Source organism: Ruegeria arenilitoris (assembly GCF_013035425.1).
Taxonomy (GTDB): Bacteria; Pseudomonadota; Alphaproteobacteria; order Rhodobacterales; family Rhodobacteraceae; genus Ruegeria; species Ruegeria arenilitoris_A.
On sequence record NZ_WQHX01000002.1, the window covers coordinates 558,743 to 578,070 of the forward strand.

Here is a 19,328-nt window from a genome sequence, read left to right on the forward strand (position 1 = left end):
GCTAATGCTCATGCCCTATGCTTAAATGACTAGGTCTCAATCCACGTATAAGGGATCAAATCGCTTTGACTGGTCTTCGCCCCAATTCGCCAGAACCGCCTCTGCCCAATCACGTTCTGCCGTGGCGCGATCTTCAAGGACGCCATGGACACGACAAAGGAACAACTGGGAATCGTCTATTGCATTGGCTTGGGCGAACCAGTCCTGAGGGGCAGTTTTGACAGGCGAAAGCTCTGCTATAATTGTTGCTGTCGGCGTTAAAGGCTCAAGGAACGCTTCGTCATCGGTTATATCCTCGATCAAGGTCGGGCGTGCGCCTCCGCTGTCGATGGCAAAGGTGTTCAACCATTGCTCGCGCGAAGCAGGCTCAAAGCGGCCCTGTTCCTCTTGTGGAAAGCGGATTGCCTGACCTGGATAGACATCCTTTTGCACAACGCTGTCTCTTACAACAATTTGTCCGTTTACCAGCACGAACGGAATGCCGGTTGACGGTAAGCCATTGCTTCCATTGCTATATGTCGCTTGTTCTCTAACATTCTCAGGATCAAAGATCGTGATATCCGCAACCATTCCTTCTTGCATCCGGCCGCGGACTTTCATGGCTTGCAATCCGGTGTCGCCGAGAAACTTAGCGTGGTAATAGCTGAGCTGTGCCAGCGTAAAGATAAGCGGAACATCGTTTTCACGCCCCAGTCGCAGAACGGTGGCATGTGTGCCCGCGGACCTTGGGTGACCTGCATAATCTTCGTACGGAGAATCCCACGTCAGAGGCTCGCCTTTGGAATTAAGACTGGGCATTCCATCCCCCGAGACACCAAAACCCGGAATCTTGATCCAGTCCAAAAGCCATTGTTCCCTAGGTGGGCTGAACGCAATCAGCGTTCGCCCCGGCTCATTCGCGGCAAATTCTTCGAATTCCTCACGAGTCACATAGCGGTCAAGTTGAGGGTCAAAAATAGTCTCTTCATATTTGTATCCCATGTTGTCTTCCCAATTCGAGGGAGCAACAATCGAAGCGCCGTAATTTCCCGATCCTGCCGTCCACGGATAATAGCTGGACCATACGTTGTACCCCTTGGCGCGGGCCAACTGCATCTTTTCCTGGTTTTCCCACCATCCATAATCGTTGTCGTGGTGAATATGCAGCGGCGCATCCAGAACCATCGCGTTTACCAAGAGTTCATTTACACCAGTTTGGGTTTCCGTCGGCGTAGAGGCACTTGGGTGAAAACGATGATGCGCAGATGTAAGACGTCCGTATCTGGCCGCAATCTTCTGGGCTTCTAGCATTTCGTAAGTCGTAATACCTTCTCTGGCATAACCAATTGTGGACCCAACGCCGATTGCCCCTTGCCGCAGACCTTCGTCAAGAATCTGCGTAATTTGGTTCATCTGATCCAAAGAACTTTTGGTGACTGACCAGCCGTCAACGCCATCTTCGGCAGCTTTTGCTCGATGCACTGACAATGTCAGCGGCATGGACACATCAGGACCTTCTAGAGCCATTTCGTCATGGATACGCATCCGCGCATATTCTTGGCCAACGACAGTACCAAAATTTGCCTGCGTCGCCCCTTCCCTCTTTGCGTACCACTCGTCGATATTCAACGCCCCAAGCTCAAAATCCATTTGAGTGGTCACACCATCCCGCAGGTTAACCTTTATTCCCCAAGGGTCGAGACCGTGTTGTTCAAGATCGATGAACCCGGGGGCAACGACGTGCCCAGTCGCATCAATCGCTTCGTCGCCCTCTATTTGTTGGTCGGTGATCTCAACAATCCATCCTCCTGATATTCCGACGTTGGCGACGGCATCAAAATTCGTTTCAGGGTCCATAACGCGACCATTCAAGATGACGATGTCGTAAGTTTGTGCAATCGGCGCCGTCGCAAAGGCCGAAAATGCTATTGCAAGAAACCCTATTCGCATCAGATGGTCCTCCCTTTGCAGAACGATAACTAGTATTCAAATTCATGCAACTCTGTCGGATTGAACCATGTTTGGTCCAAGAAATATTCACACCGTTTTGCCTTGGCTGTTCTGATGGCAGGGCGCCGCTAGGCTTCTCCAAAGAAGGTTCTTTGGTCGGCTCAGCCCTGACATAATAAAGAACTGTTCTCATGCTGAGCTGTGCCAGAGGGGACCTCAATTCTCTTTGCAAGCTCCAAAGGACGAAACGGAATCTGCTGTCGACGCGATGAAAACACCACTTTCTGCTCTGCCTCATACGTGCGTCATTCTGCCGCGACTTATCTGTCTTTAGGGTATTCAGATGGTGGTAACATTGGCCTGAGATTACAATCTTAAAGCAGGCGATGTGATTATGTCAGATCAATCCGTCAGCAGATCAAAAGGTACAGCCCGGCGTGAATGGCTGTCCTTCCTATTTATTACGTTGATTTTACTGCCCGGGATTACAGTCCTTGGTGTCGGGGTGTATGGATTTACCGTCTGGCTCCTTCAAATGATCTATGGGCCACCAACCGGATCTCTGTAAAACCCGGAAATGAACCGAGGAGCACGTTAAAATGTCTCTGAAGTCCACGTTATCATCATTCTGGAACACAGTTTCGCGCCCTGCGACGACAATTAGTCTTGGCGTTATCAGTCTCGGGGGGTTCATCACCGGGATCATTTTCTGGGGTGGTTTCAATACCGCTATGGAGTTCACGAACACTGAAGAATTCTGCGTTTCCTGCCACGCAATGCGCGACAACGTATACGTAGAACTTCAATCTACGGTCCATTGGGAAAACCGAACCGGTGTGTGCGCCACCTGCCCGGATTGCCATGTGCCCCACGAATGGACCAACAAGGTCGCAAGAAAAATGCAGGCGTCCAAGGAAGTGTGGGCGGCAGTGTTCGGAACCATTAACACTCGTGAAAAATTCGAAGCCCGCCGCGCGGAACTGGCCAAGCATGAATGGGCGCGTTTAGAAGCCAATAACTCGCTCGAGTGTAGAAATTGCCATGACTACGACAGCATGGACTGGAACGCCATGTCTGCCAAAGCGCGTTTCTATATGGAGCCAGCTGCGGCGCTGGATACAGGCTGTATCGAGTGCCATAAAGGGATAGCTCATCACCTTCCTGACAATGTTGCCGTCGGTAGCCCGGCAATGGCCAAGCTGGAAAACAAGGCAAACTCAGGCAGTTTATCTGTTGGCAAGGACTACTTCGCAATTCGGGATATCCCTGTTTTCGACAGCGCAGACGGTACGGAGCCAGTAGGGAATCTGACCCTTGGTGCCGCCATCGAAGTGCTGGATGAAAACAATAATCGAGTTCAGTTCGCGCTTAAGGCTTGGCGAAAGGACAAGGGTTTTGGCCGGGTGATTTTCGACGAATTCGGGCACAACATCAGAGTTGCAATCCTTTCCAAGGACACTGCTCAGGACGCCAGCCTTGTCGAGGTATCTGCACCACAAACCGACGAAGCAACCGGGCTGGACTGGGCACCAGTTACCGTTACGCTTTGGTCAGACAAACAGGGATTTGTGGATGAGATCGACGAGCTTTGGAACGTAGCTGAAGAAAGCTACACAGCCAATTGCTCCACCTGTCACGCTCAACCTGACCCTGATCACTTCGGTACCAATTCCTGGCCCGCGCAATTCAATGGCATGGTCGGGTTCACCAACATGGATGAAGCACAAGCCAATCTGGTTTTGACCTACCTGCAGAAACATTCCGCAGACTATAGCGGCTCGCACTGAGGGGGACACCAATGTCAACGCGCCGTGAATTTTTGAAAAGCTCCGGGGCGGCAGGACTGTCCGCAGTTCTGGGCCCAAGCCTCCTTCAGCCGACTACGGCTCGAGCTGAGAAACTGACGTCTGTCGGCAGCTGGAAAACGACAGGCTCGCATTGGGGCGCGATCGAAGCCCTGGTCAAAGGTGGACAGGTGGCCGAAGTGCGACCGCTGGCGGATGACCCGCATCCGACAGATATGATCAACGGAATCAAAGACCTGATCTATTCCCCTTCCCGCGTGCGTTACCCTATGGCTCGGGCTGAATGGCTCGACAATCGGAAAGATGCCGACCGAACGACAAGAGGCGACAACCGCTTTGTTCGCCTGACGTGGGATGAGGCCCTTGATCTTTTCTTTAAAGAAATGGAGCGTGTGCAGATTTCGCACGGGCCTTCGGGTCTTTATGCCGGGGCTACTGGCTGGCGCCAAACCGGACAGTTCCACTCTTGCATAAATCACATGAACCGCGCTGTCTCAATGTATGGCGGGTACGTCAAAAAAGCAGGCGATTATTCTACCGGTGCAGGTCAGACTATCCTACCTTATGTGCTTGGTTCTACAGAAGTTTACTCACAGGGAACCAGTTGGCCATTGATTCTGGAAAACGCCAAAAACATCATTTTCTGGGCAAACGACCCACTAAAGAATCTGCAAGTTGGATGGACATGTGAAACACATGAGCCTTTTGAATATTTCGATCAATTGAAGGACAAAATAGCCGCTGGTGATATCCGAGCAATAAGCGTCGATCCGGTTCGCACCAAAACGCAAAAACACATCGGGGCTGAACAACTCTATATCAATCCAATGACGGATGTCGCCTTCATGCTAGCGCTCGCACACACGCTGTATTCCGAAGGCCTGCATGACGAAGAGTTCCTTAGTATATACACCCTCGGGTTTGAGCCTTTCATGGCTTATGTTATGGGCGAAGCGGAGGACGGCGTCGAAAAGACACCTGAATGGGCTGCGCCAATTTGCGGTGTTCCAGTTGATACGATCAAAGAATTTGCGCGATTACTTGCGTCAGATCGCACGCAACTCATCTTTGGATGGTCAGTTCAGCGACAACAGCACGGAGAACAGCCATACTGGATGGGTGCGATTATAGCCGCCATGCTGGGTCAGATCGGACTGCCGGGTGGCGGGATCAGCTATTCTCATCACTACAGCGGTATAGGCGTGCCAACTTCGGGTGCCAGTATGCCCGGTGCATTTCCTCTCAACCTGGATATCGGCGTGAATCCTGTGCGCTCGGACGACAATTTTCTGGGCGCCAGCAGCACAATCCCTGTCGCGCGATGGATTGATTGCTTGATGAACCCCGGGGGCACTGTGGAGCACAACGGGCACACGGTCACATACCCTGACATCCGAATGGCTATATTCACCGGCTGCAATCCGTTCCACCATCACCAAGACCACAACAAGATGCGCGTAGCAATCCAAAAGCTGGAAACCATTGTTGCCATTGATTATGCATGGACAGCCACCTGCAGGCACGCTGATTTGGTTTTGCCAGCGTGTACTCAATTCGAACGCAATGATATCGACAGCTACGGATCCTATTCCCGTTCTGGCGTGATTGCGATGAAGAGGTTAGTTGACCCTTTATTCCACTCGAAAACTGATTTTGAGATCTTTTCGCTGTTCTGCCGACGCTTTGGCCGTGAAACGGAATACACGCGTGGGTGGGACGAAATGGAGTGGATCGAAAGCCTTTACGAAACGACCCGCAGTGCCAACGAAGGAAGCTTTGAGATGCCTTCTTTCGAAGAATTTTGGGAAAATGGGATTGTTCGATTTGAAAGAGGCGAACCATGGGTGCGCCATGCAGATTTCCGCGAAGACCCGGAAATCAATGCTCTTGGAACCCCTTCTGGTTTCATCGAAATCTCCAGCCGAACTATTGGCAATTTCGGATACGATGACTGTGGAGAACATCCGAAATGGATGGAAAAGATCGAACGCTCGCACGGTGGGCCAGGGTCCGACAAGTTTCCGCTTTGGTTACAATCTTGCCACCCGGATCAACGTCTTCATTCGCAGATGTGCGAGAGCGATCCTTACCGAGCGACCTACGCCGTGCAAGACAGGGAGCCTGTTTACGTAAATCCTTACGACGCTGCTGAACGAGGGATCGAAAACGGGGATATCGTGCGCGTTTTCAACGATCGCGGCCAATTGTTGGCTGGTGCGGTCCTGAGCGACGATTACCCAAGGGGCGTAATCCGAATTTACGAGGGAGCCTGGTACGGCCCCGTCGACGCAACACCCGGCTCGCTCGACACGTACGGTGACCCAAATACGGTAACTTTAGATGTCGGAGCATCAAAACTGTCGCAAGCAACATCGGCCAACACTTGTATTGTTGAGATAGAGAAATTCGAAGGCGACGTACCCGCTGTTACAGCCTTTGGCGGACCGAACACTGTATGACTAAGCATTCCCCGGAACTGATACGTTTCTTGTCTACCATGTTTGCCCGTGAACTTGACGAAGCGACCATCTGTGCATGTTTTGACGGGGTTGCGGACGCGTTACTTTCTGAAGTGGCCGGAGCTCACAATCTATTAGATGAAATGAAAACGTGGTCCGATCCCCGGAAAACCAAAAGGGATCTCGCAATCAGTTACGCCAGCTTATTTCTTACCGGTGGCAAAGACTCTGCACCGCTCTATGCGTCGGCGTGGCAAGGAGATGGGGCGCTTATGTCTACCCCCCATTCAAAGATGCAGTCGCTTTTGCAGCAATCCGGCCAAGAAGTTGCTCTCAATTTCTCTGAACCAGCAGATCATCTGGCCATAATCCTGGAATACCTAGCGATGTGTTTGGAACAAAAACCTGACACAATGGATCCAGCTGTATTTGCCTCTGAGTTTATCTTGCCTTGGTACAAAGGGTTTTCTGCCAAGGTTCAAAGTCATCGTTGGGTTGCACCGTTTTACTCGTACCTCGTGACGCTGACTGAGGCTTTTGTGGTGGAATGCGCCGCTGCGCAAACAGCAAAGACATAGGTGCCCTCTGTGCGTGATCGCAAGTTGGCCTTGACCGAAAGAGATTACGCATTGAACGAAATTCCCAATAAGTCTGAAACTGAGACCCGCACCTGTATTCGGACGGCACAATATTTGAAACAACCTGCCCTTGGACGCTCGTTTTTAAGCATAATGAACCTATCCTTCTGAGGATGGAGACGGTCAACAAAATACAGCCAGAGCCAAAACTGATCGTGATTTTGGGCGACCAGCTATCGAAGGATATCGCTGCTCTGCGTGCTGCAGATCAAAAAAGGGACATTGTGTTGTTTGCCGAAGTCATGGCCGAAGCGCGATATGTCCCGCATCACCAGAAAAAGATCGCGTTTGTGCTGTCCGCAATGCGCCACTTTGCCGAAGAGCTTAAGTCTCTGGGTTGGAGTGTTCGATACGTGCGCTTGGATGATCCTGAGAATACAAACAGCTTGGCCGGAGAAATTGCTCGTGCTCAGAACGAACTGAAAATTGCTCGAGCGTTTGTAACCGAGCCCGGAGAATTCAGGTTGTCCCAAGCGTTTACAAACTGTGCTGGATTGGCCGTTCTACCAGATGACCGTTTTCTCGTAAGTCATCAGGAGTTTCGCGATTGGGCAGAGGGACGAAAACAACTGCGGATGGAATATTTCTATCGCGAGATACGTCGCAAAACAGGGTTGTTGATGTCAGGAAACGAACCTGAAGGTGGGCGATGGAACTATGACTCTGACAATCGTAAGCCCGCCAACCCGGATCTGTTCATGCCTCAACCAATGCAGTTTAAGCCAGACCAAACAACCAGGGACGTTTTGCAGCTGGTCGAGGACAACTTTGGCGAAAACTTTGGATCCCTTCACCCCTTTTGGTTTGCCGTCACGCGGAATGACGCAAAAATGGCATTGGAGCATTTTGTCAATGTCGCCCTGCCCCAGTTTGGCGACTATCAGGATGCAATGTTGTCCAACGAGCCGTTTCTATATCATTCTGTTCTGGCGCAATACTTGAACACAGGGCTGCTGTCTCCGATGGAGATTTGTCGCCGGGTTGAGCGAGCGTATTACGAAGGTAATGCCCCATTGAACGCGGCAGAAGGGTTCATCCGGCAGATAATCGGGTGGCGAGAATTTGTTCGTGGCATCTATTGGCTGCGAATGCCGGGCTATACGCAAGAGAACTATTTTAACGCCAAACGCCCTCTGCCAACCTTTTACTGGACAGGTGAAACTGACATGGCGTGCATGGCCGCTGCGATTGCGCAGACGCGCGACGAAGCTTACGCCCACCACATCCAAAGACTTATGGTTACGGGCAACTTTGCCTTGCTGGCGGGAATAGATCCAGCCGAAGTACATGAATGGTATTTGGCTGTTTACGCGGATGCCTATGAATGGGTCGAAGCGCCCAACGTGATCGGCATGAGCCAGTTTGCAGACGGCGGGCTTCTTGGGTCAAAGCCCTACGCGGCAAGCGGGAATTACATAAACAAAATGTCGGATTATTGCGCTACGTGCCGGTATGATGTGAAAGGGAAAACCGGCGAAAACGCATGCCCATTCAACCCGCTATATTGGGATTTTCTGCAGCGCAATTCGGATAATCTGCGAGACAACCCACGTCTGGGAAATGTTTACAGAACTTGGGATCGAATGTCGGAAGCAAAACAAAGCGAATATTTGGAAAGTGCAAAAAAGGTGCTGGAAAGCATTAACTAAGCTCCATTAGTATATAAAAAATAATAATTTTTTTCGCCTTCGCCATCCACTCCACGTCGCTGGATTGGATCGTTGTTTCAATATCAGGGTTTAAAGGCATACTTAGCAGCATGATTAAGTGATTTCCGTGTCGTCTCATCAATACTGATCCTGAAACACGTCTTGGCCGTAACTCAAATACAAATCTATAAAATTACAGGATGAAAGTAATGGGCTCATTATTAATATCCCGGACGGCTTTTTTAGCTGTCTTTGCTCTTGCTGCAACCGCAGCTTCGGCTGATTTGCAAGTGAGTTTTTTAGAAGGTGCCCCAAAGGACCGCTTCAACATCAAAAACACGGGTAATTGCAATATCACAGAGTCGACCCTGCGGCTTGATCTCGGAACGTCAAAAGGGGCGCTGATATTTGACGTTACGTCCAACGGCGCAGGCGTAGAAGTTTCTCAGCCCTTCGAACTAGTGGAGGGAAGCGCCATCTTAAAAGGCGAACCAAAAGTGACAGATGGCATGTCAGGGATCGATTTGCTCATAGGGAATATGCCTCCGGGAGCATTGGTTTCGTTTACGATCGACGTTGATGATACATTGGGAGGCCGGGAAATCACTGTCACCGGCGCCGAGATCGAAGGCGCAACAATATCATTCACCGGCAATGATCAAATCGCCGCGGGTGTCTTTTCATCGCAGTCCAAGGCCGAAATTGCGATAAAAGGCTGTTGATGGCGGGAGTGGCTCGATGGGGGACAAGACGCAGATGAGTAAACTGGCGACACGCCTTGCCTTTCTTTTACTCGTCATCGGTGGAGGAATAACGGTCGGCATACTTACGGGTCCCGGAGAATGGTATGCAAACCTAAACAAGCCGGCTTTTAATCCGCCCAATTGGATATTCGGCCCGGTTTGGACCGTCCTTTACGTGCTAATCGCATTGGCAGGTTGGCGAACTTTCGAAAACAATCTTCCCTCTTTGGAAATGAAAATCTGGTGGGTTCAGCTCGGACTAAATTTTGTCTGGTCCCCCGTTTTCTTCGTCTTGCATCAACCGTGGGTAGCCCTTGGCGTAATAGTCTTGTTGTTAACAACAATTATCATATTCATACGGAGGAATTGGGTCGCGGATCGGGTTTCTGCCGTGGCATTTATACCGTATTTGTTGTGGGTCGGTTTTGCATCAATCTTGAATTTGTCAATCGCGGTTTTGAATTGAACAGAAACTTCGCTGTCAAGAAACTTTGACGCACCGTTTGCAACCCGGCAATGGCTGCCCCTGGTTAAACGAAATGGATGCGGTCCCATTTAATTGTCCCTGGGGTGAACACTCGTCGTGACTTGGGCAGGAAGTAGGCTACAGTGACCCAACTTTGGAAAGCCATCGTTCTAACAAAAAAACCAGAGTCGTTGGCTTAGGCTCCTGTAAAAAGACGATTACGAGGGAAAAAATGCGTGCAGCAGTCGTAAGAGAATTCAACCAAGACTTATCGATCGAAAATGTTCCTTCCCCAAGTTGTCCAGAAAATGGCGTAGTTCTGGAGGTCGCCGCTTGCGGGATTTGCCGATCGGATTTCCATGGATGGGTCGGAGGACATCCAAAAGTTTCCAACGGCTCAATTCTAGGGCACGAATATTGTGGAACGGTTGTCGAAGCCGGCGCAAGCGCCAAGCACAATGTCGGTGACAGGTTAATTGCCCCGTTTATTCTGGGATGCGGAGATTGTCCTGCATGCCAGACAGGCGCATCTAACACATGCGAAAAATCCGTGGTTCCAGGGTTCGGTTCGCCTGGGGCCTATGCAGAATTTGTTGCGGTTCCATTTGACCACAACCTAGTACATCTACCGGACACTCTATCCCCTGCCCTTGCAGCCGGATTAGGCTGTCGGGTCACGACAGCATGGCACGCGCTGACGGATCGCGCGAATGTTCGCGTCGGTGAATGGGTTGCTGTTCACGGGACAGGTGGAATTGGTTTGTCGGCTTTGCTTTTGGCTAAAATGCTTGGCGCGCGTGTGGTCGTAGTTGATGTCGTTGATGAAAAACTCACTCATGCAAAAGGTTTAGGTGCAGACGCAATTGTAAACGCACAACGGGACAACGTTGTTCAGGCGATTCAAGATTTAACAGACGGCGGTGCTCAGGTTTCCATCGAGGCGCTAGGTATCGAGGCGACGACGAATGCTTCCGTTGAGTGTCTGGCGACACTGGGACGTCATGTCCACATTGGCATGCCTTCTGGTGACGGGATGATGAATATCAACATGCGTGCTATCTATTCAAAGCAGTTGGCGTTTTATGGCACGCGGGGTATGCCATCGTGGAAATACCCCTCGCTTTTAGGTATGATCGAGCGTGGCGATGTGGACCTTAGCCCAATGCTTGACAGGGAGGTAAACCTTTCTGATGCAAGCGCAGAGCTTCGCGCAATGAGCGGACCAACACCTCCTGGCACGGCGGTGATTACGAACTTCTCAAGTTAGTATATTCGCGTATGAACTAAAAATGGTTCTTTAGTTCAAGCTCATCAAATCGGTATTGAAAGCGTCGTAACTCGAGCTTTTCCAAGCCTCTCCAAAATCCGGGCTGCTCATGCCTGAACCTCTTGCACCAAAGTTTGTTCAGTCCAACGAAAAACCCTGAGCACGGACAAACTGCCCAAAGTTACCGCGTTCAGATTGGCTATATTGACGTACTTTGTCCTCAGACCATGCGTAGTTATTACTTTCGGCAAAGATCGACGGGTAACGCTGTTTACCATAAGGTTGCGCCTTTGCCCGCTCTGCATCATAGCGATCAACCTTCTCAAGAATTTTGTCCTCTTGATAACGGTCAGTGTGACATGTGGCGTTCAATGGCAGGCGCTTTGAAACCGCTGGAGCTTCTGTAGGGAAGCCAAATGCCAGCCCTGCGAAAGGGAAAACATACTCTGGAAGGCCAAGGAGCACAGAAACCTCCGCAGCCTTATTGCGGACCGCACTAATCGGACAGCACCCAAGGCCAAGTGCCTCGGCAGCGGTTACAAAGGCGCCCAGTGCGATTGCGGCATCACCTATTGCATTGAAGAACGCGTCGAGGTGATCGTTGGCAAATGGGATTCCGCGTCGTTCGTGCAAAAGCCTTTGGCGGCGGTTATTGCCACAAAAAACGGCCATCATCGGTGCCTCGGCCACCCAATCCTGATCCTCTATAAGGTCCACAAGACTCCTTCGAACGATCGGAGACTTTAGCAGCACGATATCGCGTTGCTGCAAATCGCTTTTGCTTGGCGCTGCAAGAGCGACCGCGCACAACATTTCCACCCACCCATCTGGCACAGCTTTGTCTAAAAACGTCCTGCACGAACCACGTGCCGCCATCGAGTCAATAAGATTGCCATGTGGTTCGGTTCCATCAAGCCGAGGCGCATCGCCGAAACGGTAATCAAGCAACTGCTGCAGGTCGAGATTTGTTTCGTTTTTCATGACTTCAATTCTTATCCAATCCCCAATCAAGCCCTGCTAACAAAAAGCGAAAGAAAAATTCGCGGTTATTGAGCTCGGCCATCCAGTATAGTGACAGTGAACCTTTTGGAAGGCATCGCAATCAGTGACTGAACAAACCATCAAGGCAATAATCGAACGCGGCCCAAATCCTATGGGTGCTCGGACGCAATTTGATGTGCCAGCCTACGACAATCAAACCGTTTTGGATGTAGTTTCATGGGTTCAACAAAACGTTGACCCAACCCTCAGTTACCGTTTCGCCTGTAGAGTAGGTATGTGCGGCAGTTGCGCAATGATGGTTAACGGTGTCCCGCGCTGGACATGCAGAACGCATATTTCCAAAGTGCTTGTCGGGAACGAGGTTACGATAGCTCCGCTCCGAAATCTGCCAGTTGTCAAAGATCTTGTGGTCGACATGGACGCTTTCTTTGACAAATGGATAGCGGCAGAAGGTTTGCACCACGGAGCGCTGACCCGCGAAGACCCGATTGCAAAGGTTGACCCCACATCCTCTGCCAGAGTTGCATCGGATGCGGGGGTTGAATGCATCAATTGCGCGGTCTGCTATGCTGCATGCGACACGGTTTCAACCAATCAAGAATACCTAGGCCCAGCAGCTCTGCAACGCGCATGGACGTTGTTGAATGACACCAAGGACAACGGGCGGGAAAAAATCCTTGATGCGGTGACAGGAGCCGGAGGATGCCAAAATTGTCACTCAATGGGTTCGTGCACAGCTTACTGCCCGAACGAGCTTGACCCGATGTCCGCAATTGCGGGGCTAAAGAGGGAAAGCGCCAAGTCATTTTTCAGAAAGGGTCGTTGATGCTCAGCATGCGTCTTTACATGCTTCAGAGAATTACCGCTGTAGCAATGGCGCCTTTGGTTCTAGGGCACCTGTTAGTGATGATATACGCCGTACAAGGAGGGTTAAGCACAGCCGAAATTCTGGGGCGAACCAAAGGGTCGTTTTTTTGGTTCCTGTTTTATGGCACCTTTGTACTTGCTGCCTCGATCCACGGTGCCATTGGATTGCGAACGATCGTCTCTGAATGGGCGGGACTAAAAGGCGTGGCTTTGAACTGCTTTGGCTGGCTGACATACGTGGGACTTTTCGTATTGGGAGCGCGCGCCGTTTGGGCGGTGACTTTCGCATGAAGGCGTCCAAGAGCATCAAGGCGCGTGCGCATCCTCTCTGGCTCGCTTACGCCCTGCACAGGTTATCGGGGTTGGGTTTAGCTTTGTTCCTACCCTTGCATTTTTGGGTATTGGCACTGGCTGTGACAAATCCCGGGCAGCTGGACAGGTTTTTGCAGCTCACTGATGCCGGGATTGTAAAGCTGGCAGAATTCGGATTGGTGTTTCTGCTTGCTGTCCACTTTTTCGGCGGCTTGCGGCTGATCGCGTTGGAATGGTTACCTTGGACCGCACCACAAAAATCCTTGGCTGCAGGTGCCGCTGCTGTTTCGTTCATGGTTGCAACACTATTCCTTTTGAAGGCTATCTAACATGCGTGTTTCCGAAATCGAAAGACACGACACAGATATACTGATCCTTGGCACCGGCGGCGCGGGCCTCTTTGCTGCGTTGCACGCAAAGCAAACCGCGCCCGAGGCCACGAAAATAACCATCGCTGTCAAGGGGTTAATCGGCAAGTGCGGTTGCACAAGGATGGTACAGGGCGGTTACAACGTTGCCTTGGGCGGCGGCGACACGGTCGAGCGTCACTTTATGGATACAATCAACGGCGGCAAATGGTTGCCCAATCAAGACATGGCTTGGCGGTTGTGCGAGCAGGCCGTTGTGCGAATAAGGGAGCTGGAAAACGAGGTTGGCTGTTTCTTTGACCGCAACGCAGACGGCTCGTTGCACCAAAAGGCTTTCGCTGGACAAACAGCGGATCGCACCGTTCACAAGGGGGATCTGACCGGCATCGAGATCATTAATCGGTTGATGGAAAAAGTTCTCGCTTCCGGCGTAGAAAAACTGCAGGAGCACCGCGCCGTTGGGCTGATACCAACGAAAGACGGTGCGGCACTTGCAGGTGTTCTAATGATCGATATGCGCACTGGCGCATTTCGTTTCGTGCGCGCCAAGACTGTCTTGATGGCTACAGGCGGCGGGCCGACAATGTACAAGTACCATACGCCGTCTGGTGACAAAACGATGGACGGGTTGGCCATGGCGTTACGCGCAGGCCTCAAACTTCGGGATATGGAAATGGTGCAGTTTCACCCGACGGGCCTGTTGGCCGGCGATCACACGCGAATGACCGGTACCGTTCTTGAAGAAGGCTTGCGAGGTGCTGGCGGTCAATTGGTCAACCATGCGGGTCAGCGGTTCATGTTTGACTACGATGCCAATGGCGAACGTGCGACCCGCGATATTGTAAGCCGCGGCATTTATGCTGAGATGCGCAAGAACAATAACCCGGACCAAGAAGGCGTATTTATTTCCATGTCGCACCTTGGCCCCGAGAACGTGCGCCAGAAATTCAAAGGGATGGTCAAGCGCTGTGCCGACAGTGGTTTTGATCTGGCGGCAGGAAAGGTCGAAGTCGTGCCGACAGCGCATTACTTCATGGGTGGTGTCGTGGTCGACGTTGACACGCGCACCGCAATGGAGGGGCTTTACGTAGCTGGTGAAGACGCAGGCGGAGCGCATGGTTCAAACCGTCTGGGTGGTAACGGAGTTGCCAACTCAACGGTTTATGGCGGCATAGCTGGCGACACTATGGGTGTGGATGTAAAGAAACACGTTTATTTTCGCGATCCTGATAATGATGTCCTCGCCGCGGAATTGGAGCGTGCGGTTTATCCCCTCGGTCAGAAACCTGATCTGATCATGCCATTGCGCCGTAAACTGCAAGATTGCATGTGGGACAATGTGGGTGTGATGCGTACCGAAGCCGGGATGAAGCAAGGGTTGGGAGGAATTGCAGAAGTTTCAACAGAGTTGATGACCATCGGGGTAGACGGAAGTAATCTGGCGTTTAACTTAACTTGGCACGATTGGCTAAACCTTCGATCCTTGTGTGATATATCTGAGGTTATAACCAAAGCCGGCCTTGCCCGCCAAAATTCCAGAGGCGCTCACTACAGGGAAGACTTTCCTGAGCCCGGCGCGATGGAGGACAGTGAGTTCACTGTTGCACAGATGCAAAACGGAAACGTCGCTGTGATGCGTGAACCCGTTGAATTTACTATAGTAAAACCGGGTGAGACAGTTTTGCCTGCAGATGCACCCGAAACCTTGGTGGCGACGCAATGATACCGATAAAGCTTATCCAAGAAACCGCGGAAACCCTTATGGACAAGGCCGCGATTGAGATTCCGCAAGATTATCTTGACGGACTGCAAGAGGCCGCGAGGACAGAGGACGGCGATCTGTCATCCTTCGTATTAAAGGCCATGCTCGACAACTATGAGGCAGCAAAAGAAGACCGCCGTGCGATGTGCGGTGATACCGGCGTTCCACGCTGGTTTGTAAAGTTAGGCAATGAGGCCCGGGTCGAGGGGGGAATGGTTGCGCTTGAAACTGCGCTCCGCCGCGCGACGGCCAACGCGACGAATGGCGTTCCTCTTAGGCCTAATCGTGTCCACCCTCTTTGGCGAACAGATCACGATAACAACGTCGGTATCGGTGCTCCCGAAATCGAATATGGTTTTGAACCGGGGGGGGATTGGATCGACCTGATCACCGTGCACAAAGGTGGCCTTTTTGGAACGGATTACAGGATGCTATTTCCATCTGACGGCATTCAGGGGATCAAACGTTTCTATCTCGATAGTCTGATGGCATTCGGTAAGCGTGGACTGGCTTGCCAGCCGGCGATCATTGGAATCGGACTGGGCGGTTCAAAAGATATTTGCATGACTTTGGGCAAGCGCGCCTCGACACTGCGCGTCGTCGGATCGCGAAACTCCGACCCAGAAATCGCCAAGATGGAGGACGAGTTCAAGCACTTAGGCAATTCCATTGGTATGGGTGCGATGGGCTTTGTCGGAAAAAACATGGTGATAGATTGTAATATCGAGGTCGGGTACTGCCACACGGGCGGCATGCCAATGTCCGTGCATGCCTTTTGCTTGTCATCCCGTCGCGCAGTTGCACGTGTTTACGCAGATGGGCGCGTGGAACATCGAACGGATCCCGACTGGTTCACAGATTATCAGCGTCGGGAAACGATCGATTGGGAACCAATGCATGAGGCCGCAGAATGAGCCCACGAGAAATCCACCTATCAACCACCCCGACCCCCGAAACTATCGCAGGACTGCAATTAGGCGACGTCGTATATCTGGACGGCCTGATGTATACCGCTCGCGAAGGCGTTTACATGCGCGCGCTGGAAGAAAAGGCCAACATCCCTATGGAGTTGCCCAGCCAGTCGGCAGCAAATTTCCATTGTTCACCGGCCGCCAGAATTAATGCAGACGGTTCTTTCGATATGGGGGCCGTGACAGCAACTGCTTCATTCCGCTTTGCCAAATGGCTGCCAGAGTGGATGGCGAAAACCGGAGCAAAGTTAATTGTCGGCAAAGGCGGCATGACCTCAAGGGATTATAAAGATTACTTCGTACCGAACGGCGCGGTTTATCTTTCCACAGTCGGTTACGGTACTGGCGCATTGTTGGGTCGAGGAGTCGAGAATGTAGAGGCCGTGCATTGGAACGAAGAACTTGGACTTGCCCAAGCAATGTGGGTAATCAAATGCAACAAAATGGGTCCTTTCATTGTCGCCTCTAACCTCAACGGGGAATGCTTGTTTGAAAGGGAGAACGCTAAGATCGCTGAAAACGTGGCGCGCGTTTACGAAGGCACCAAGCCCGCCGTTCTAAAGCGCTATGGCGAGAGTGACGACCGGACAGACGAGGTGATTTAGAAACCTTCGATTTCGTGCTCGGTAAGAACCTTTTGCGTCGCTGACCTTGCACACATTTCTTTCGCGTGCGCCTGAAGGCGGCGTAAACCGACCGACGATTCATGAACCCCGCGAAGCCAACCCTGAAGTAAGAACAAATAAGGGTCGCAGAAACTATATCGTGATCCCAATGCCCACGGTGACAACGGCAATGTCGCCTCCAAAAACTCCGCGCATTCACGTAAGTTTTGGGGTGCTTTGTCTTTCATATCCCGAATTGAGCTTTGTTGGTCCGCCCACCTTTTCCCTCTTTTGTGATGAGCGAAAGCAACATGCACCGTTGAGCATAAATACGCGCACAGTGATCTGGCTTGTGCTTGCACAAAAGCGCCGTCCGGCAGAAAACCAAAGTCCCGATGATTTGCCGCTATGTATTCGAGAATGGCTGGATTTTCAGTGACAATTCCTTTGGAGGTTTCCAAAACTGGTAGGCGACCTTTTTGGTTGAGCTTAAGGAACGGTTCAGAAAGATGCTCTCCGTCGGAAATTGAAATCTCGACCGCTTGATAATTCGCTCTGACTTCCTCTAGCAAAATATGGGCAGCCAGCGCAGACGAACCTTTTGAATAATAAAACTTCAACATCTTCTGCCCCTCTTTAATAAAAGGAATAACCGCCAATGGCAGGGCTATAAGATCTCGCTCGCTAAAATTCCCAATCCCATCAGTAGTGTAAGAATAATTAGCAGCCGCCGAAAACCAGTATCGCTTAGCTGGTGAAATACTGCGATGCCAATCTGGGCCGCTATCAACCCACAGGGAACCGTTATTAGTAACGCCGTTAAAGCGATGTCGTCATAGGCACCTCTGAAAAAAAGAAGACTGACGGTCGTGGTCAAAATAGCCACGTTATAAGGTTGTAAAACCGCGCGTGTTTCTGCCTTGGTCCAAGGTCGCAGGGATAGCCACATTGCCGGAAAAGCACCCGAGACTGACGCGGCGCCGCCAAGCACTCCGCCGACAAGCCCTATAAGCGAGTCGATCCACGGTGTCGTACGCGTGAAAGCTGGTAAAGACGCGCGGAACCCAAAATAGCCGCCATAAAGAATAAGCATTACCGCGATTGCGATCCGCAATGCCCCAGCATCGATAACCACAAGCAATGAAAGGCCGAGTGGTACACCCAAAAGCCCCGGCACCAAAAACCGGAACAGCCTTCGCGGTTGGGCAAAAATTTCGTCGCGAACGATCCAAAGACCCTGCAAACCAGCCAAAACCGACATCAATGCAACGATAGCAACGGCCCTAATCGGGTCGAGAACCATTAAGTAAAACCCTAGCGCGAAGAGGGCAGTGCCAGAACCTGATAATCCGTTGATAAACCCGCCTGCAAAAGCACCCATCAGAAGGTAGACGACAAATTCTGCACTCATAAGTTCTCGATCGGTTTGTTTCGTGAAGCTATGCTAATGACCTTTGTCAGCGCCCGAAAAAGTTCATCAAGCGCCTGCATCTTTAGCTGGTTTTCCTGATGCACAAAACCGAGAGTTCTGAAGGGAGCATCTGAACCAAGATTCAAACGTTTTACGGGAACCGCGTCCTGCGGCTTGACAGCAAGATCCGGGACGATCGAAACGCCAAGGTTTGCGTGAACCATGCTGGAAATTGCTTCTGGGCTATCCAATTCCATGGTCTCATTGACTTGAATGCGATGCGCCATAATCCAGTTTTCGATAAGCGTTCCGACAACTGCGGTGCGGTCAAAGCGGATAAAGGGGCGTATTTTCAACAGCTCTACAGGATCTTCGATTGGCTCTTCTATTGCAGCTATCAGCTGCATCGGTTCACGGGCTAACTCGCGAAAAACAACGCCTGCTGGCAACAGATGCGGCTTGGACGTGATCGCAGCATCAAGATTTCCACGTTCAACCTCGGCAAGCAACGAACTGGTCAGCCCGGGGCGAATATGCAAGCCAATATACGGGTAGTTTGACTTAAGCTCCGCCATTGCCCTTGGTGTTAAACCAGTCAAAGTGGTGCGAAGTACCCCCAAAGAAATGGTGCCACTCAATCCGCCGTCATTTAATACAGAAGGCACCAAGTTGTCATAGTCAGATATTAAGTTTCGAGCCTTAACAACAATCTGACGGGCAATTGGGGTTAATTGCGGTGTTCTGGTATCCCGGTTGAACAGCTCGACCCCAAGATCAGATTCCAAGGCCTGCATTTGCTGACTAACAGCTGCATGCGTCACGTGCACAATGTCTGCGGCTGCGCTAAACGTTTCCGCTTCTGCAATTGCGACCAATGTACGAAGCCTTCGGATAGTCATTTTTCGCGCCTAAGTTTAAGGAAAACTGTCTATAAAGATTCTTGATTAAGACAAATGTTAATGAATGCTTACAAACGAAGCCATTGGTAAAAATTTAAAACCACCAGTACGGGTTATGTTCGGCTTAAATTCCCAACTTTTCAGGACTAGGCCACTAAGAAGCGTCCAATTTACA

Annotated in this window: 19 protein-coding genes; 14 read left to right on the forward strand and 5 right to left on the reverse strand. The window is 51.2% G+C overall.

From position 1 onward, the window contains the following. Positions 1 to 36 precede the first annotated feature (36 nt). A complete protein-coding gene (locus tag GOV45_RS08335; RefSeq protein WP_170476329.1) occupies positions 37 to 1,929 on the reverse strand; it encodes an amidohydrolase family protein in 1,893 nt (630 codons plus the stop codon). Between the two features lie 394 nt (positions 1,930 to 2,323). Here GOV45_RS08335 and GOV45_RS08340 point away from each other — a divergent pair, with 394 nt between their 5' ends. From GOV45_RS08340 to GOV45_RS08375, 8 genes are all read left to right on the forward strand, one after another. Then, positions 2,324 to 2,497 (forward strand): periplasmic nitrate reductase, NapE protein, encoded by a 174-nt coding sequence (locus tag GOV45_RS08340; protein ID WP_170476331.1) that lies wholly within the window; start codon positions 2,324 to 2,326, stop codon positions 2,495 to 2,497. Positions 2,498 to 2,528: 31 nt separating this feature from the next. Beyond that, positions 2,529 to 3,716 carry a pentaheme c-type cytochrome TorC gene (gene torC / locus GOV45_RS08345; protein ID WP_217362442.1) on the forward strand — a complete coding sequence of 396 codons (1,188 nt, stop codon included), beginning with the start codon at positions 2,529 to 2,531 and terminating at the stop codon, positions 3,714 to 3,716. Positions 3,717 to 3,727: 11 nt separating this feature from the next. Then, positions 3,728 to 6,193: a trimethylamine-N-oxide reductase TorA gene (gene torA, locus GOV45_RS08350; protein WP_170476333.1), complete on the forward strand. Its 2,466-nt coding sequence runs from the start codon at positions 3,728 to 3,730 to the stop codon at positions 6,191 to 6,193. Continuing rightward, on the forward strand, positions 6,190 to 6,771 hold the full coding sequence (locus tag GOV45_RS08355; protein WP_170476335.1) for a molecular chaperone TorD family protein: 582 nt from the start codon (positions 6,190 to 6,192) through the stop codon (positions 6,769 to 6,771). The genes torA and GOV45_RS08355 overlap by 4 nt, the downstream gene beginning before the upstream one ends. Positions 6,772 to 6,944: 173 nt before the next feature. Then, complete coding sequence (locus GOV45_RS08360; protein WP_170476337.1) at positions 6,945 to 8,480, forward strand: cryptochrome/photolyase family protein; 1,536 nt, start codon at positions 6,945 to 6,947, stop codon at positions 8,478 to 8,480. Positions 8,481 to 8,689: 209 nt separating this feature from the next. Further along, positions 8,690 to 9,202, forward strand: a complete 513-nt coding sequence (locus GOV45_RS08365) for an aggregation factor core (RefSeq protein WP_170476339.1) — start codon at positions 8,690 to 8,692, stop codon at positions 9,200 to 9,202. A gap of 16 nt (positions 9,203 to 9,218) precedes the next feature. After that, positions 9,219 to 9,689 carry a TspO/MBR family protein gene (locus GOV45_RS08370; protein WP_254447942.1) on the forward strand — a complete coding sequence of 157 codons (471 nt, stop codon included), beginning with the start codon at positions 9,219 to 9,221 and terminating at the stop codon, positions 9,687 to 9,689. A 232-nt stretch (positions 9,690 to 9,921) separates the two neighbouring features. Further along, on the forward strand, positions 9,922 to 10,956 hold the full coding sequence (locus GOV45_RS08375; RefSeq protein ID WP_170476341.1) for a zinc-binding dehydrogenase: 1,035 nt from the start codon (positions 9,922 to 9,924) through the stop codon (positions 10,954 to 10,956). Between the two features lie 138 nt (positions 10,957 to 11,094). Here the strand turns inward: GOV45_RS08375 and GOV45_RS08380 are convergent, their stop codons facing one another. Beyond that, positions 11,095 to 11,937 (reverse strand): nitroreductase family protein, encoded by an 843-nt coding sequence (locus GOV45_RS08380; protein WP_170476343.1) that lies wholly within the window; start codon positions 11,935 to 11,937, stop codon positions 11,095 to 11,097. 172 nt (positions 11,938 to 12,109) lie between these two features. Between GOV45_RS08380 and GOV45_RS08385 the strand changes: the two genes are divergently transcribed. The 6 genes from GOV45_RS08385 to GOV45_RS08410 are packed head-to-tail and all read left to right on the forward strand — an operon-like array spanning position 12,110 to position 16,843. Further along, the gene (locus tag GOV45_RS08385) at positions 12,110 to 12,784 is read left to right on the forward strand and encodes a succinate dehydrogenase/fumarate reductase iron-sulfur subunit (protein WP_170476617.1); all 675 of its coding nucleotides are present in this window, start codon (positions 12,110 to 12,112) and stop codon (positions 12,782 to 12,784) included. Next, the gene (locus tag GOV45_RS08390) at positions 12,784 to 13,116 is read left to right on the forward strand and encodes a succinate dehydrogenase (protein WP_170476345.1); all 333 of its coding nucleotides are present in this window, start codon (positions 12,784 to 12,786) and stop codon (positions 13,114 to 13,116) included. Before GOV45_RS08385 ends, GOV45_RS08390 begins: the two co-directional genes overlap by 1 nt. Continuing rightward, on the forward strand, positions 13,113 to 13,466 hold the full coding sequence (locus GOV45_RS08395) for a succinate dehydrogenase (RefSeq protein ID WP_170476347.1): 354 nt from the start codon (positions 13,113 to 13,115) through the stop codon (positions 13,464 to 13,466). The genes GOV45_RS08390 and GOV45_RS08395 overlap by 4 nt, the downstream gene beginning before the upstream one ends. A gap of 1 nt (position 13,467) precedes the next feature. Beyond that, positions 13,468 to 15,228 carry an L-aspartate oxidase gene (locus GOV45_RS08400; RefSeq protein WP_170476349.1) on the forward strand — a complete coding sequence of 587 codons (1,761 nt, stop codon included), beginning with the start codon at positions 13,468 to 13,470 and terminating at the stop codon, positions 15,226 to 15,228. Next, positions 15,225 to 16,181 (forward strand): fumarate hydratase, encoded by a 957-nt coding sequence (locus tag GOV45_RS08405; RefSeq protein WP_170476351.1) that lies wholly within the window; start codon positions 15,225 to 15,227, stop codon positions 16,179 to 16,181. Before GOV45_RS08400 ends, GOV45_RS08405 begins: the two co-directional genes overlap by 4 nt. Continuing rightward, positions 16,178 to 16,843, forward strand: a complete 666-nt coding sequence (locus tag GOV45_RS08410) for a fumarate hydratase C-terminal domain-containing protein (protein ID WP_170476352.1) — start codon at positions 16,178 to 16,180, stop codon at positions 16,841 to 16,843. The genes GOV45_RS08405 and GOV45_RS08410 overlap by 4 nt, the downstream gene beginning before the upstream one ends. Here the strand turns inward: GOV45_RS08410 and GOV45_RS08415 are convergent. From GOV45_RS08415 to GOV45_RS08425, 3 genes are read right to left on the reverse strand one after another with little or no spacing between them, the layout of a single operon-like run. Further along, positions 16,840 to 17,466 carry a glutathione S-transferase family protein gene (locus tag GOV45_RS08415; protein WP_170476354.1) on the reverse strand — a complete coding sequence of 209 codons (627 nt, stop codon included), beginning with the start codon at positions 17,464 to 17,466 and terminating at the stop codon, positions 16,840 to 16,842. The two genes, GOV45_RS08410 and GOV45_RS08415, sit on opposite strands and share 4 nt — an antisense overlap. A 44-nt stretch (positions 17,467 to 17,510) precedes the next feature. Next, positions 17,511 to 18,254: a sulfite exporter TauE/SafE family protein gene (locus GOV45_RS08420; RefSeq protein ID WP_170476355.1), complete on the reverse strand. Its 744-nt coding sequence runs from the start codon at positions 18,252 to 18,254 to the stop codon at positions 17,511 to 17,513. Continuing rightward, on the reverse strand, positions 18,251 to 19,153 hold the full coding sequence (locus GOV45_RS08425; protein WP_170476357.1) for a LysR family transcriptional regulator: 903 nt from the start codon (positions 19,151 to 19,153) through the stop codon (positions 18,251 to 18,253). Before GOV45_RS08425 ends, GOV45_RS08420 begins: the two co-directional genes overlap by 4 nt. Between the last annotated feature and the right edge of the window lie 175 nt (positions 19,154 to 19,328).